Source organism: Trueperella sp. HMSC08B05 (assembly GCF_001808405.1).
Taxonomy (GTDB): domain Bacteria; phylum Actinomycetota; class Actinomycetes; order Actinomycetales; family Actinomycetaceae; genus Trueperella; species Trueperella bernardiae.
This window is the reverse complement of record NZ_KV793231.1, coordinates 153,271-167,603: the sequence shown is the minus strand read 5'-3', so window position 1 is coordinate 167,603 and position 14,333 is coordinate 153,271. Positions and strand designations below refer to the sequence as shown.

The following is a 14,333-nucleotide window of genomic DNA, read 5'->3' as shown; positions in this document are numbered from 1 at the left end:
CTACTTGGCAGCGGCGATGGATTCTTTGGCGGCCTTGACCACGTTCTCCGCGGTCATGCCGTACTTCTTCATCAGCAGGTCACCCGAAGCGGACTCGCCGAAGTGGTCGATGCCGACCATGTGGCCAGCGTCACCCACGTAAGCGCGCCAGCCGAGCGTGGAACCCGCCTCGACAGACACGCGCGCCTTAACGTCCGAGGGCAGGACCGACTCGCGGTAGTCCTCCGGCTGCTCGGCGAACCACTCCAGACACGGCATCGAGACGACGCGCGCTCCGATGCTCTCCTTGGCCAGCTCCTCGCGAGCCTCGAGAGCCACGGAGACCTCCGAGCCGGTGGCGATGATAACGACGTCGACCTTCTCGGCATCCGCCAGCACGTAACCGCCCTTGAGCACGCCCTCGGCCGAGGCCAGTTCGCCCTCGCCGCGCGCGGGAACCGGCAGGTTCTGGCGGGAGAGGATGAGGCCCGCCGGGCGGTCGGAGCGCTCGAGGATTCCACGCCAGGCGTAGGACGTCTCGTTCGCGTCCGCCGGGCGCACGATGTCGAGGCCCGGGATTGCACGGTAGGCCCACAGGTGCTCGATCGGCTGGTGGGTGGGGCCGTCCTCGCCCACACCCACCGAGTCGTGGGTCCACACGAACGTCGAGGGGGTCTTCATGAGCGCGGCCAGACGTACGGCCGGGCGCATGTAATCGGCGAATACGAAGAAGGTGGCGCCATACGGGCGGGTCAGGCCATCGAGCGCGATGCCGTTGACGATCGAGCCCATGCCGTGCTCGCGGATGCCGAAGTGCAGGTTACGCCCGTACTTGTTGCCCGGGAACATCGCCGAGGAGCGCTCCTCGGGGAAGAAGGACGGCTCGCCCTTCATGATCGTGTTGTTCGACCCCGCAAGATCAGCGGAGCCGCCCCACAGTTCGGGTAGCGTGTCCTTGATCGCGTTGAGCACCACGCCGGAGGCCGCACGGGTGGCCACGGCCTTGCCCGCCTCGAAGGTGGGGAAGGCGTCCGCGTAGCCCTTGGGTAGTTCGCGGGCGAGCACGCGGTCAAGCAGCTTCTTGCCCTCCGGGTTGTCCTTGGCCCACTGCTCGAACTTCGGCTCCCACGCGGCGCGAGCCTCCGCAGCTCTGGCCTTGGCCTGGGCGCGGGTGTGCTCGAGCACCTCGGGATCGATGAAGAAGGTCTTATCTGGGTCAAGGCCCAGGATCTCCTTGGTCTGGCGAATCTCCTCTTCACCAAGGGCCGAGCCGTGCGAGGCGCCGGTGCCCTGCTTGGTGGGGGCAGGCCAGGCAATGATGGTGGACAGCTTGATGATCGAGGGCTTGTCGGTGACCTTCTTGGCCTCTTCGATCGCCTCGTAGAGCGCTTCCACGTCCTCGCGGTACTCGCCCTCACCCAGCCAGCTCACGTGCTGGGTGTGCCAGCCGTAGGCCTCGTAGCGCCCGAGCACGTCCTCCGAAAAAGCGATCGACGTGTCGTCCTCAATCGAGATGCGGTTGTCATCATAAATGACGATAAGGTTGCCCAGGTTCTGGGTGCCCGCAACAGATGACGCCTCGGAGGTCACGCCCTCCTGCAGGCAGCCATCGCCGGCAATGACGTAAACGAAGTGGTCGAACACCGATTCTCCGGCCGGCGATTTCGGGTCAAACAGGCCGTGCGCGCGGCGGGAGGCCATCGCCATGCCGACCGCGGAGGCCAGACCCTGGCCAAGCGGGCCAGTGGTGATCTCCACGCCCTTGGTGTGGCCGTATTCGGGGTGACCGGGGGTGAGGGAGCCTTCGGTGCGCAGTGCCTCGAGGTCCTCCATCTCCAGTCCGTAACCGGCCAGGAAGAGCTGTACGTACTGGGTGAGCGAGGAGTGGCCGGCGGACAGGACGAAACGATCGCGGCCGAGCCAGGAATCATCTGCCGGGTCATTCTTCATGACCTTCTGGAAGAGCAGGTAGGCCGCGGGCGCCAGCGACATGGCCGTACCCGGGTGGCCGTTGCCAACATTCTGGACGGCGTCGGCAGCCAGCACGCGGCCGGTGTCAACGGCCTTCTGATCGAGGTCGCTCCATTCGAACGTCATGAAAAACTCCTTCGTTTAGGGTACGGATGAGCGGTTATAGTAAAGTCTACGCGGTCATCTCACAAAGGGAGCGTAAGACGTGGACAAACGCGCTAAAGTGCATGACGACCCTTTTGCGCGCGATATCGCCCAATTCCTCGCCCATTTAGGCGTGGAGCGCTCGCTCTCGGCAAACACCCTGGCAGCCTATCGGCGAGATATCGCGCACTATGTGGACCACCTCCGCTCGCGCGGCGTCACTAGCTTTGCCGGCGTGTCCGACGAAGACGCGGCCAGCTTCGTCGACTACCTGCGCGGCGGCGCAGCGGGCACGGTCTTCGCCACCTCCTCGGTAGCCCGCATGGTGACGGCGATCCGGCGCCTGCACCACTTTCTTTACCTCGAGGACCGCACGTCCACCGACCCCACCGTCGATCTGCGCCCGCCGAAGATCGGTCAACGCCTGCCCAAGGCGATCACGGTCGAGCAGATGGGCGCCCTCATCGAGGCCGCGTCGTTTTGGGACGGTCCGCTCGCCCTGCGCGATCGCGCCCTGGTCGAAATCCTCTACGGCACGGGCGCGCGCATCACGGAGGCGGTGGGGCTCACCGCCGACGACATCGACCTCGATTCGGCCACAATACGCCTGTTCGGCAAGGGCCGAAAGGAGCGCATCCTCCCGCTCGGCCAGTACGCGATCGATGCGCTTCAGGCCTACCTGGTGCGGGGCAGGCCCGCGCTGGCCGCGAAGGGGAGTGGGACGGCGTCGTTATTCCTCAACACCCGCGGAAAGCCGCTGACCCGGCAGCTGGCCTGGACGGCGATCCAAGCGATAGCCGAGCGCGCAGGGATCGAGGGTGTCTCCCCGCACACCTTCCGCCACTCGTTTGCCACGCACCTGCTCCAGGGCGGGGCGGACGTGCGGATCGTACAGGAGATGCTGGGGCATTCGTCGGTGACCACCACGCAGATCTACACGAAGGTCACCACGCAGACCATGCGTGAGACGTATGCCAGTTCCCACCCTCGCGCCTTGCAGGCTTAAGAAGTTACCGACATCAGGTAGATTAGTGCCGTGACTCCTGTACAGACTGATCTCCTCGACGAACTAGATCCGGACCGCGACTTCCCGCTACCCGGCGATCTGGATTCCCACGGCCCTGCCCGCATTATCGCCATGTGCAACCAGAAGGGCGGCGTGGGCAAGACGACCACCTCGATCAACCTCGCCGCGGCACTGGCCGAATATGGGCGCAAGGTGCTGATCGTGGACTTCGACCCGCAGGGGGCGGCATCGGCGGGCGTGGGCATCAACGCGATGAGCCTGGAGCGGACCTTGTACGACGAGATGCTCTCCGCCAAGCCTGATATCACGCGGATTATTCACCACACCTCTACCGAAAACCTCGACATCGTGCCTTCGAACATCGAGCTGTCGGCGGCTGAGATTCAGCTCATTAACGAGGTGGCGCGCGAGCAGTCGCTCCTTCGCGTGTTGCGCCCGGTGGTCAATGACTACGACATTATTATTGTCGACTGCCAGCCTTCCCTCGGCCTGCTCACTATCAACGCGCTGACGGCCGCTCACGGCGTGATGATCCCGCTGGAGGCGGAGTTCTTCGCCATGCGCGGCGTGGCGCTTCTTATCGACCAGATCGAGCGCGTGCAAGACCGGCTCAACCCGCAGCTGTCGATCGACGGCGTGCTGCTCACCATGGTCGACACCCGCACGCTGCACGCCCGCGAGGTTATCTCCACGATCCGCCAGCAGTTCGGGGACCGGGTGTTCGAGACCCAGATCCCGCGCACGGTCCGCTTCCCCGATGCCACGGTGGCGGCCGAGCCGATCACCAGCTACGACCCGAAGTCGAAGGGCGCCCAGGCATACCGCTGCCTTGCCCGCGAACTGATTTCCCGCGGCGGCGCCCCCTAGTGAGCGCGGGCGAGGATCTCTTCAGCTCCGATGGATTCGCAGTCGATCTCGACATCTTTTCGGGGCCCTTTGAGGTCCTCCTGTCGCTGATTTCGCGTAAGAAGCTCGACGTGACCGAGGTGGCGCTTGCCGAGGTCACGGACGAGTTCTTGGCGTTCGTGCGCGCCCAGGATGCCGACCTGTCGCAGATGTCCCAGTTCGTGGTGGTCGCGGCCACTTTGCTGGACATGAAAGCGGCGCGGTTGCTGCCGCAGGAGGAGGTCGAGGAGGATGAGGACCTGGAGATTCTCAGCGCCCGGGACCTGCTCTTTGCCAAGCTCCTCCAATACAAGGCGTACAAGGACGTGGCCGCGCACATGGCCGCCACCCTCGCCGTACAGTCGCTTGCCCACGGGCGCGACGTGCCGATGGAGGAGGGCTTGCGCAGTCTTCTGCCCGAGGTCGAGTTGCGGATCGGGGTGGAGGACCTGGCGTTGCTCGCGGCGCGGGTCTTCACGCGCACGCCCGACGAGGTCACGTTCGACCACCTGCACGACCCGCTCGTTCCGGTGGAGACCCAGGTGGACTACCTGCGCCAGACCCTGGTTGCGGGGGACCGGGTGTCGTTTACCGAGCTGTGCCGGCAGGCGCATTCGGTGGCAACCGTCGTCTCACGCTTCCTCGCGGTGCTTGAGATGCTGCGCGGCGGGGAGGTCGACGTCGAGCAGGACGGCCCGTTGGCCACGCTCTTCGTCACGCGTACGGCCACGCCGGTGCAGGCGGGAACGACGACGCCCGGCCCGGCTGCGGACGTAAGCGGGTCAACGGCGTCGTGGAAGAAGGAGAGTGAGGAAAGCGATGAGTGACCTTCAGCGCGGGGCCCTCGAGGCGATTTTGATGGTGGCGCCCGAGCCGGTGCCGGTGGCGAACCTGGCCGCCGCGATCGACCTGCCCGAGGCTGAGACCGAGGCCCTCCTGCACGCCATGGTCCGCCAATACGCCGATGACCAGCGCGGATTCGAGCTGCGCGAGGCGGGTGGCGGGTGGCGCTTCTACTCCCACCCGCGCTACAGCGAGATCGTGGCCGGTTTCGTCACCTCGGGCCAGTCCTCCCGATTGTCGGCCCAGGCACTTGAGACGCTGGCCGTCATCGCCTACCGCCAGCCGTGTACGCGGGCACAAATCGCTTCAATCCGTGGTGTTGAGGTAGACTCTGTTGTTCGAACTTTGGTCACCAGGGGGCTGGTCGAGCAGGTGGGAACCACGGCGGCAACGGGCGCGAGCCTGTATTCTACCACCGCGCTTTTTCTTGAGAAGATGGGCATGAACTCGCTCGACGACCTCGCCCCCTTGGCACCCTACCTTCCCGACGACGCCGACCTCGACGAGGTCGAAAAGGAGCTACGATGACGCGCACACAGGACCTGCACGACTCCAGCGGTGAGCGCCTGCAAAAGGTGCTTGCACACGCCGGCATCGGGTCGCGCCGCGCCTGCGAAGAGCTCATCACCCAGGGCAGGGTGACGGTTAACGGTTACGTCGTCCAGCAGCTCGGCATCCGCGTGCGCCCCGATGCGATCATTCACGTGGACGGCAACCGTGTGCAGCTGGACGAGACAAAGGTGACGCTCGTGTGCTACAAGGAGCGCGGCGTCGTATCCACAATGAGCGACGACCAGGGCCGGTCCACGCTTGCGGACTACATTGAAGACCGCACCGAGCGGCTCTACCACGTGGGGCGCCTCGACGCCGACACGGAGGGCATCATTCTTTTGACCAACGACGGCGAGCTCGCCCACCGCCTCACCCATCCCTCCTACGAGGTGCCGAAGACGTACGTGGCCCGCGTGGAGGGCACGGTGCCGCGCGGCCTGACCAAGGTGCTGGAGAAGGGGATCACCCTGGACGACGGCCCGGTCAAGGTTGACCGTTTTGTGTTGCGGGAGGCGGGCAAGAAGCACTCGATCGTGGAGCTGACCCTGCACTCGGGGCGCAACCACATCGTGCGCCGGATCATGGACGAGGTGGGCTTCCCGGTGATTGACCTGGTGCGCACGCAGTTCGCCAACATCACCATCGGGCGTCTCAAGCCGGGCCAGGTGCGCCAGGTGGCCGGCACCGAGCTCGGCGCGCTCATGAGCATGGTGGATCTGTGAACGACACGGTCCTGACTGCCTCGCCGGTGCTGGTGATCGGCACCGGCCTGCTCGGCACGTCGATCGCGCTACGCCTGCGGCGGGCCGGGGTGGAGGTTCACATCGAGGACGCCTCGCCGGTGGCCGCCGCCCTCGCGCGCGACCTGGGGGCCGGCACACTGGAGCCGGTGTCCGCGCCGTCGATCGTCGTCGTCGCCATTCCGCCGGACGTGACAGCCGGGGCCGTGGCGAGCGCGCTGGAACGCTTCCCGGACGCGGTGGTGACGGACGTGGCGTCGGTGAAGGACAAGATCGCCGCGGCGCTGGAGCGGCACCCCGGATTTGAGCGCTGGGTGGGCTCGCACCCGATGGCGGGCAAGGAGCGCTCGGGGGCGATCGCCGCGGACGCCGACCTGTTTGTAGGCCGCCCGTGGGTGCTCACCCCGAACGAGCGCACGTCGCAGGCGGCGGTGGGCACCATCCGCACGCTCGCGGTGGACATGGGCGCTTCCGTGTCGATGCTCAGCGCCGCCGAACACGACCACGCGGTTGCGCTCGTGTCCCACATGCCCCAGCTCATGAGTTCGCTCGTGGCCGCGGCCCTGCGCGACGCGCCCGCCGAAGCCCTCGATTTGGCCGGGCAGGGCCTGCGTGACGTCACACGCATCGCCGAATCGGACCCGCTGTTGTGGACCTCGATCATCAACGGCAACCGCACCGAGATCGCCAATGTGTTGCGCGGCATTTCGGCCCGGCTGGGCGCGCTGGTTGTCACACTCGACCGCGAATCGGGGCTGGACCGCATCTCCTCCGTGATCGCTGACGGCAACAAGGGCGTCGCCCGTATCCCAGGCAAGCACGGCGGGGCACGCACGTCCTACGCCGAGGTCATCGTCCTCATCCCGGATCAGCCGGGCATGCTCGGACGGCTGTTTGCGGAGATCGGCGAACTCGGAATTAACATTGAGGACCTCGAGATGGAGCACTCGGCACGCCAACAGGTGGGCCGGGTCATCGTCAAGGTCAACCCGCATCAGGGTCTACCCCTGGAGCGCGGCCTGGAACAGAAGGGATGGCAAGTGGTGAGAAGTGAAAGCCCCAAGCCGTTGGTAATCGCCATCGACGGGCCATCGGGCTCGGGCAAGTCCACGGTGGCCAAGCGCGTGGCCCGCGAACTCGGGCTGTCCTACCTCGACACGGGCGCGATGTACCGCGCGGCCACATGGTGGGCCATGCACGAGGGGATCGACCTCGACGACGCCGACTCCGTGCTCGCCGCCACCCAGTCTATGCCGCTGTCGATTGACCTGGACCCAGACAACCAGCGCTTCATGTGTGCCGATCATGACATCACAGCCGCTATCCGCACCTCGGAGGTGGCGAAGGTGGTCTCGAAGCTGGCGGTCAACCTCGGCGTACGAGCCGAGATGGTGCGCATGCAGCAGGCGATCATCGCCGAGGAGACCACGGCGTCCGGCCATTCGCAGGGCCGGGGGATCGTGGCCGAGGGGCGCGACATCACCACCGTCGTGGCCGCGGACGCACCCGTGCGGGTGTTGCTGACGGCGTCGGAGGAGGCGCGCCTCGCTCGTCGTGCCAAGGAAAACCTTGGGGCCGCGGACCAGGCCGCCATCGCCGCCACGCGTGACGAGGTGTTGCGCCGCGACCGCGACGACTCCACGGTCATCAACTTCACCGTGGCCGAGGACGGGGTGACCACCATCGATTCGTCAGCCCTGGGCATTGACGAGGTCGTGGCCGCCGTCATCGCACTGATCCCGGAGGGTTACCGTGACTGAGGACGTCCACTACGAGCTCATGCGCTCCACCCTAGAGGACTACCAACTCGAGGAAGACGACGCCACGCTGCTCGACCTCGACCCGCAGCTGGCGCCAGCCGAGCCCGCGCCGACGAACCCGGTGCTCGCCATCGTCGGCCGACCGAACGTGGGCAAGTCAACCCTGGTCAACCGTGTGGTGGGCCGCAGGGTCGCTGTCGTGCAAGACACCCCCGGGGTGACGCGCGACCGGGTGTACTACGACGCCGAATGGAACGGGCGCGCCTTTACGGTGGTCGACACCGGCGGGTGGGAGATCGACGTGACCGGCATCGACCGCTCGGTGGCCGACCAGTCCGAGATCGCGATCCGGGAGGCCGATGCCGTCATGCTGGTCGTCGACGCGAACGTGGGAGTGACCGACGACGACGAGCGGATCGTCGAACTCATCCGCCGCTCCGGCAAGCCCACCGTGCTCGCCGCAAACAAGGTCGATTCGCCCGCGCAAGAGGCGGACGTGGCCTACCTGTGGTCGCTCGGGCTGGGGGAGCCGTTCCCGGTCTCGGCCCTGCACGGGCGCGGATCGGGGGAGCTGCTGGACGAGGCGATGCGCGTCCTGCCGAAGGTGTCGGGCGTGCGCCGGGAGCGGCCGGGCAAGGGGCCGCGCCGCGTGGCACTGGTGGGCAAGCCGAACGTCGGCAAGTCCTCCCTGCTCAACCAGCTGGCGGGGGAGAACCGCGTGGTGGTCGACGACCTGGCGGGCACCACGCGCGACCCTGTGGACGAGATCGTGGAGCTCGACGGACGTACCTGGACCTTCGTGGACACCGCGGGCATTCGGCGTCGTGTGCACATGCAGTCCGGGGCCGACTACTACGCTTCGCTCCGCACGCAGCGCGCGATCGACAAGGCCGAACTCGCGCTCATGCTTATCGACGCCTCGCAGGAGCTGACCGAGCAGGATGTGCGCATCATGCAGCAGGTGATCGACGCCGGGCGCGCCATGGTGCTCGTGTGCAACAAGTGGGACCTGGTGGACGACGACCGGCGGGCCCAGCTTGACCGCGACATCGAGCGCGAGCTTGTGCAGATGCCGTGGGTGGAGCGCATCAACATCTCCGCCAAGACGGGCTGGCATACGAACCGGCTGACACGCGCGATGGTGAAGGCGCTCGATTCGTGGGACAAGCGCGTTACCACCTCCAAGCTTAATTCGACGCTCGGGGAGCTGGTGGCCGCGAACCCGCACCCCGTCCGGGGCGGACGCCAACCGCGCATCCTGTTCGCCACCCAGGTGGCGGCCCAGCCGCCACGCTTCGTGCTCTTCACCACGGGATTCCTCGACCATGGCTACCGGCGCTTCATCGAACGCCGCCTGCGCGAGACCTTCGATTTCCTCGGTTCGCCCGTGGAGATTTCGGTGCGGGTGCGCGAGCGGCGCCAGCGGAAGTAGCCTGGCGCGGGTGTGGGCGCCCGCTCACGCGGACTGATCGCCCACATGTTGTGCGGCCATGGGCCATAATTGAGGTATGACTAAGAGAATTGGAATCTTGACCGCGGGCGGCGACGCGCCCGGTTTGAACGCGGCGATCCGAGGCTTTGGCAAGGCCGCGATCAGCAACTACGGCTGGGATCTCGTCGGTTTCCGCGATGGCATGCGCGGGCTCGCGGAGAACCGCTACGTGGAGCTTGAGGCCAAGGAGCTCTCGGGCATCCTCACCACGGGCGGCACGATCCTTGGCACCTCGCGTGACAAGGTCCACCGCATGATGGTCGACGGCGAGCGCAAGGACATGATCCCTACCATCGTGAACAACTACGACGCCGCCGGGCTCGACGCGCTCGTCTGCCTCGGCGGCGGTGGAACGGCGAAGAACGCTCACCGGCTTGCCGAGGCCGGGCTCAACGTCATTCACCTGCCGAAGACGATCGACAACGACATCCTTTACACGGATTCTTCCTTCGGCTTCTCCACGGCGCTCGAGATCGCCACCGAGGCGATTGACCGCCTACATTCCACGGCTCACTCGCATCACCGCATCATCGTGGTGGAACTCATGGGCCACCGCGCGGGCTGGCTCGCGCTCGGCGCGGGTATCGCCGGCGGCGCCGACGTCATCCTTATTCCAGAAATCCCGTACTCGGTGGAGGCGATCGCCGCGAAGATCGAACGACGCCGGGCGAACGGTCTGAGCTTCTCGGTGGTCGCCGTCGCTGAGGGCGCCATGCCGATCGAGGAGGCCAGGCAGCTCGAGTACGCGCGTGCCCTCGTCAAGGATGCTTCCACGCCGGAGGCGAAGGCGATCGCGAAGCAGTCGGTGAAGGCGATCGAGAGCTCGCACCGAGGCACCTCACTCGCACTCGCCCAGGAGCTCGAGGCGCTGACGGGCCTGGAGGCGCGTGTGACGATCCTCGGCCACGTCCAGCGCGGTGGCACCCCGAACGGAGCGGATCGCCTGCTCGGCACCCGCCTCGGTGTGGCGGGCGCGGCTGCGGTCGCCGAGGGTCACTTTAACGTGATGGTGGCCGACCGTGGGCACGGCACCGAGTTGGTGGACCTCGAGTCGGTGGCCGGCAAGGTCAAGTACGTCCCCACTGATCACGAGTGGATCGAAGCGGCCCGGGAGGTCGGCACGGCGATGGGTGACTAGGCCAAGTCGCCGACAGGCCAGATGGCCACGCCGAATTTTCATTCACTGGATCGTGTAGGTGGCAGCTCGCGACGGCGAGCTGCCACCTAACTGTTGTTCACACATACGTCATGGTAGGCCAGAATCTGCGGGACGATCTGAGCCAGGTCTGAATATATGTGCAAATGAAGTCGAAATTGTGCCGCAAATATCGGGTTTCGGCCCCGCCCCCTGGGAAAACAAAAGCCCCGGCGCTGTGCGCCGGGGCTACTGGTCGGGCTAGCGGGATTTGAACCCACGACCCCTTGACCCCCAGTCAAGTGCGCTACCAAACTGCGCTATAGCCCGTGTCGCGTTGGACGTATAGATCTTAGCCGAAAGCTCAGCCATTTTACCAAATCTGGGCCGAGGTGGTGCGGCTCACCACAGTGCCTGACTACTGCCGGATTCGCACGGACAGGCAGGTGCACGATCCTTCCATCTTCTCAATCTCGGTCAGTTCGCACTCAACCACGTCGTAGCCGAGCCCGCGCAGGTAGTCGGCGGTCTTTGGTGCGGAGGCTGAGATCAGCAGGCTGTCCCCGCCGAGCAGCACCACCTGCGTGCCGAGGAACTCGGGAACGTAGCGCAGCCCGGGGAAGTACTCGGCGGGCGGCGCGTAGCCCTTGTGAGAGATGAAGGTGCCGTCCGGCAGCGCGGTCAGGCACGACTTCAGGTGCAGCGCGTGCTCGACCGGCACGCCCACGACCTCCACACCCTGGGGCACGAGGATCTCCCGCAGGGCCGCCAGCCCGGCGTCGTTTGTGCGCGTGGACAGGCCCACCCACACCTTGCCGCCGAACTTCAGCACGTCGCCGCCCTCGAGTCGGGCCTCGGCCGGCAGGTCGACGACGTTGAATCCGCGCCCCTCGAGCACGGCGACCAGGCTGTCCTGTTCGGCGACGCGCGTGGGGTGCATGTTCGTGCGTACGGCCACGTTACCGTAGGTGAAGACGGTGTCCTCCACGAAGATTGAGTCCGGCAGCTCGGGCGTCGGCTCTACCTCCACCACGTCGGTGTAGCGGGAGAGCACCTCGCAGTAGTCCTGCCACTGTTTGAGCGCGAGTTCGTAACTCATCGCCGTGGGCTGAAGGTGGGTCAGCTGGCCACGCGCCATGAGGGGAGAGGGACGGCGTACAAGCACATAGTCAAGGTTCATAGCCCTAGACTAGCCGGTCAGCGCGCCGCGCGGACTTGTCAGTACCATGTGCAGGGGTGAGAATTGAGCAGTGACTGAGAATCTGAAGCGTGAAGAAGCCCGCCGCCGCGCCGAGCTGTTGAGCTTGGACGGCTACACCATCGACCTCGACGTCTCCGAGGCAACCGCCGACACCGCCACGTTCGGCGTGGTCTCCCGCATCGAGCTGACGGCGGGGGAGAGCGCCTCGACTTTCCTCGACTTCATTGGCGTCGAGGTCTCCAGCGTCAGTATCGACGACGCCGCGGTGCCGTTTACGTTCGATGGCGCGCGCGTGTCCGTGGAGATTCCGCAGGGACGGCACGTGGTGGAGGTTGCAGGCCGCGGCACGTATTCGACCACGGGGGAGGGGCTGCACCGCTTCCGTGACCCTGTGGACGGCCAGACCTACCTGTACACCCAGTTCGAGCCCGCTGACGCTCGCCGCGTCTTCCCGAACTTTGAACAGCCCGACCTCAAGGCCACGTTCACGATTTCGATCACGGCGCCTGCCACGTGGGTGGTGCTCTCGAACGGCGAGGCCACGAAAAGCGCCGATGCGGGCACGAACAGCCGGGGCGAGGCCACGAGCCGCACGCAGTTTGCCACCACAAAGCGTATGTCGACCTACCTCACGGCGTTCATCGGTGGCCCCTACCACGCCTTCACTGACGTCGCAGAGGTAGATGGGCAGAAGATCACGCTCGGCTTTTACTGCCGCGACTCACTCAAGGAACACTTCGACCTGGAGGACATCTCAACCGTGACCAAGCAGGGCCTGGCCTTGCTGCCGAAGGTCTTCAACTTCCCCTACCCGTGGGGCAAGTACGATTCGGTCTTCGTGCCCGAATACAACCTGGGCGCGATGGAAAACCCGGGATGCGTCACCTTCTCCGAGGACGCCTACATCTACCGCGGCCAGTCCACCCGATCTCAGCGCGCCGGCCGCGCCAACACGATCTTGCACGAGATGAGCCACATGTGGTTTGGAGACCTGGTCACGCCCGTGTGGTGGGACGACCTGTGGCTGAAGGAGTCCTTCGCCGAGTTCATGGGTGCCTGGAGTATGGTGGCGGCCACCCAGTACACGGAGGCGTGGGAGAATTTCGCCGGGGCGCGCGTGTCCTGGGCACTGCGCAACGACCAGTACCCGACCACGCACCCGATCGTGGCTGACATCGTGGACCTCGAGGCCGCCGACCAGGCCTTTGACGGCATCACCTACGCCAAGGGCGCGGCCGTGCTGCGCCAGCTCGTGGCGTGGGTGGGGGAGAAGGAGTTCTTCGCCGGCGCCGCCCAGCTGTTCAAGGACAAGGCTTTTGCTAACGCAACCCTCGCCGACCTGCTCGAGGCGCTCGAGGCGGCGTCGGGCAAGGACGTGCGCGCGTGGGCGAGGCAGTGGCTGGAGACCGCCAGGGTGTCCTCGGTGACGATCGAGCGTGGGCCCGGCGGCGTCACGCTTCGCCAGGTTGGCACCGATCCTAACGGCGCGCCGATCACCCGCCCGCATCACCTGCGCGTGTCCGGCTGGAGGCTCGACGGCGACCGGCTGGCCCGCACGGGCGCCACTGACGTCGAGCTCACTGACCAGGTGACCGTGGCCTGGGATGAGATCGGTCCGGACGCGGACCTCATCCTGCCCAACGACTTTGCCCTTTCCTACATCAAGATTTCCTTCGACGAGCGCTCACTCGCCTCCGCGCTCGCCCACGAGCTCGACGAGCCGCTCGCCCAGTCGGTGGTCAGCTCCGCGCTGTGGGAGATGGTCCGCGATGGCCTACTCCCCGCCGCCGATTACGCCCGCTTCACCGCCCGCTCGGCCGAGGGCACCAGCTCGAGCCTGCTCGCCGCGCGCACGCTCAACTCTATTGCCGCCCTGCGCTCCTACACGACGGCGGAGGCGCGCGAGGCCGAGCTCGAGCGCTTCTTCGACGACGCCGTGGCCAATATTTCCGGCGACGACGACACCCGACTCATCTGGTCCCGCGCCGCGGCACGAGCCGGGCAGTCACTGCCGAGCCGGGACGACGCCCTCGTGAGCCTGCTCGAGCAGACCACGGATCAGGACCTGCGCTGGATGTACCTCACCGCTCGGGCAGCCACCGGGAACGCAAGCCGGGACGAGCTGGATGCCGAGCTTGAAAACACTGGCACGGCGGCTGACGTCGTGGAACATATGTGTGCGTGTGCGTCGATGCCGGGGGCCGCTGCGGAGACGCTGGCCAAGGTGTTGGCCGGCGGGCTGTCGAACGACCACGTCCAGGCCCTCATTGACGGCCTGGGCCAGCCGTTACGCGCCGAGGAGAAGGCGGTCGCAATCGGGGATTACTTCGCTCAGCTGACTGAGATCTGGTCCTCGCGCTCGCAGGAGATCGCCGAGCGCATCATCTATGGCCTTTACCCGATGGGTGACCTGGGCGAGGCGGCGAGCCCGGAGGAGCACCCGGACGTCGTGGCGGCAGGCGCGTGGCTGGAGGCCAACCCGGAGGCGCCCGGGGCGCTGCGCAAGGTCATCCTCGACTGCCGCGACGAGCACCTGCGGATGCTACGCGCGCAGGCGGCGTGAGCTAGTGCCCAGTTGCCGACCAGCCATGACACGCCTGCACC

The 14,333-nt window shown here is 66.3% G+C and carries 11 protein-coding genes and 1 tRNA gene; 9 read left to right on the top strand and 3 right to left on the bottom strand.

The features are described from left to right. Positions 1–2,076 carry a transketolase gene (gene tkt, locus HMPREF3167_RS01955; RefSeq protein WP_070445177.1) on the bottom strand — a complete coding sequence of 692 codons (2,076 nt, stop codon included), beginning with the start codon at positions 2,074–2,076 and terminating at the stop codon, positions 1–3. 97 nt (positions 2,077–2,173) lie between these two features. Between tkt and xerD the strand changes: the two genes are divergently transcribed. The 8 genes from xerD to HMPREF3167_RS01915 all read left to right on the top strand — a co-directional run bounded on the left by xerD (position 2,174) and on the right by HMPREF3167_RS01915 (position 10,531). Further along, positions 2,174–3,100, top strand: a complete 927-nt coding sequence (xerD, locus tag HMPREF3167_RS01950; protein WP_083281031.1) for a site-specific tyrosine recombinase XerD — start codon at positions 2,174–2,176, stop codon at positions 3,098–3,100. A gap of 30 nt (positions 3,101–3,130) precedes the next feature. Continuing rightward, positions 3,131–3,988 carry a ParA family protein gene (locus HMPREF3167_RS01945; protein ID WP_070445176.1) on the top strand — a complete coding sequence of 286 codons (858 nt, stop codon included), beginning with the start codon at positions 3,131–3,133 and terminating at the stop codon, positions 3,986–3,988. Continuing rightward, the gene (locus tag HMPREF3167_RS01940; RefSeq protein ID WP_070445173.1) at positions 3,988–4,833 is read left to right on the top strand and encodes a segregation and condensation protein A; all 846 of its coding nucleotides are present in this window, start codon (positions 3,988–3,990) and stop codon (positions 4,831–4,833) included. The genes HMPREF3167_RS01945 and HMPREF3167_RS01940 overlap by 1 nt, the downstream gene beginning before the upstream one ends. Beyond that, positions 4,826–5,377 carry an SMC-Scp complex subunit ScpB gene (gene scpB, locus HMPREF3167_RS01935; protein ID WP_062612497.1) on the top strand — a complete coding sequence of 184 codons (552 nt, stop codon included), beginning with the start codon at positions 4,826–4,828 and terminating at the stop codon, positions 5,375–5,377. The genes HMPREF3167_RS01940 and scpB overlap by 8 nt, the downstream gene beginning before the upstream one ends. Further along, complete coding sequence (locus HMPREF3167_RS01930; RefSeq protein WP_062612495.1) at positions 5,374–6,123, top strand: pseudouridine synthase; 750 nt, start codon at positions 5,374–5,376, stop codon at positions 6,121–6,123. Before scpB ends, HMPREF3167_RS01930 begins: the two co-directional genes overlap by 4 nt. Then, positions 6,120–7,901, top strand: coding sequence for a prephenate dehydrogenase (locus HMPREF3167_RS10155; RefSeq protein ID WP_068538296.1), 1,782 nt, complete (start codon positions 6,120–6,122; stop codon positions 7,899–7,901). The genes HMPREF3167_RS01930 and HMPREF3167_RS10155 overlap by 4 nt, the downstream gene beginning before the upstream one ends. 19 nt (positions 7,902–7,920) lie before the next feature. Further along, positions 7,921–9,333: a ribosome biogenesis GTPase Der gene (der, locus tag HMPREF3167_RS01920; RefSeq protein WP_068538513.1), complete on the top strand. Its 1,413-nt coding sequence runs from the start codon at positions 7,921–7,923 to the stop codon at positions 9,331–9,333. Between the two features lie 76 nt (positions 9,334–9,409). Next, on the top strand, positions 9,410–10,531 hold the full coding sequence (locus HMPREF3167_RS01915; RefSeq protein ID WP_068538297.1) for a 6-phosphofructokinase: 1,122 nt from the start codon (positions 9,410–9,412) through the stop codon (positions 10,529–10,531). Between the two features lie 250 nt (positions 10,532–10,781). Here HMPREF3167_RS01915 and HMPREF3167_RS01910 read toward each other — a convergent pair. Together HMPREF3167_RS01910 and HMPREF3167_RS01905 are read right to left on the bottom strand one after the other, a co-directional pair. Beyond that, positions 10,782–10,858 (bottom strand) — tRNA-Pro (locus HMPREF3167_RS01910). An 88-nt stretch (positions 10,859–10,946) separates the two neighbouring features. Further along, positions 10,947–11,708: a dimethylarginine dimethylaminohydrolase family protein gene (locus tag HMPREF3167_RS01905; RefSeq protein ID WP_070445170.1), complete on the bottom strand. Its 762-nt coding sequence runs from the start codon at positions 11,706–11,708 to the stop codon at positions 10,947–10,949. Between the two features lie 70 nt (positions 11,709–11,778). On the opposite strand from HMPREF3167_RS01905, the gene pepN reads away from it, so the two are divergent. Next, complete coding sequence (pepN, locus tag HMPREF3167_RS01900) at positions 11,779–14,292, top strand: aminopeptidase N (protein ID WP_070445167.1); 2,514 nt, start codon at positions 11,779–11,781, stop codon at positions 14,290–14,292. Positions 14,293–14,333 lie beyond the last annotated feature (41 nt).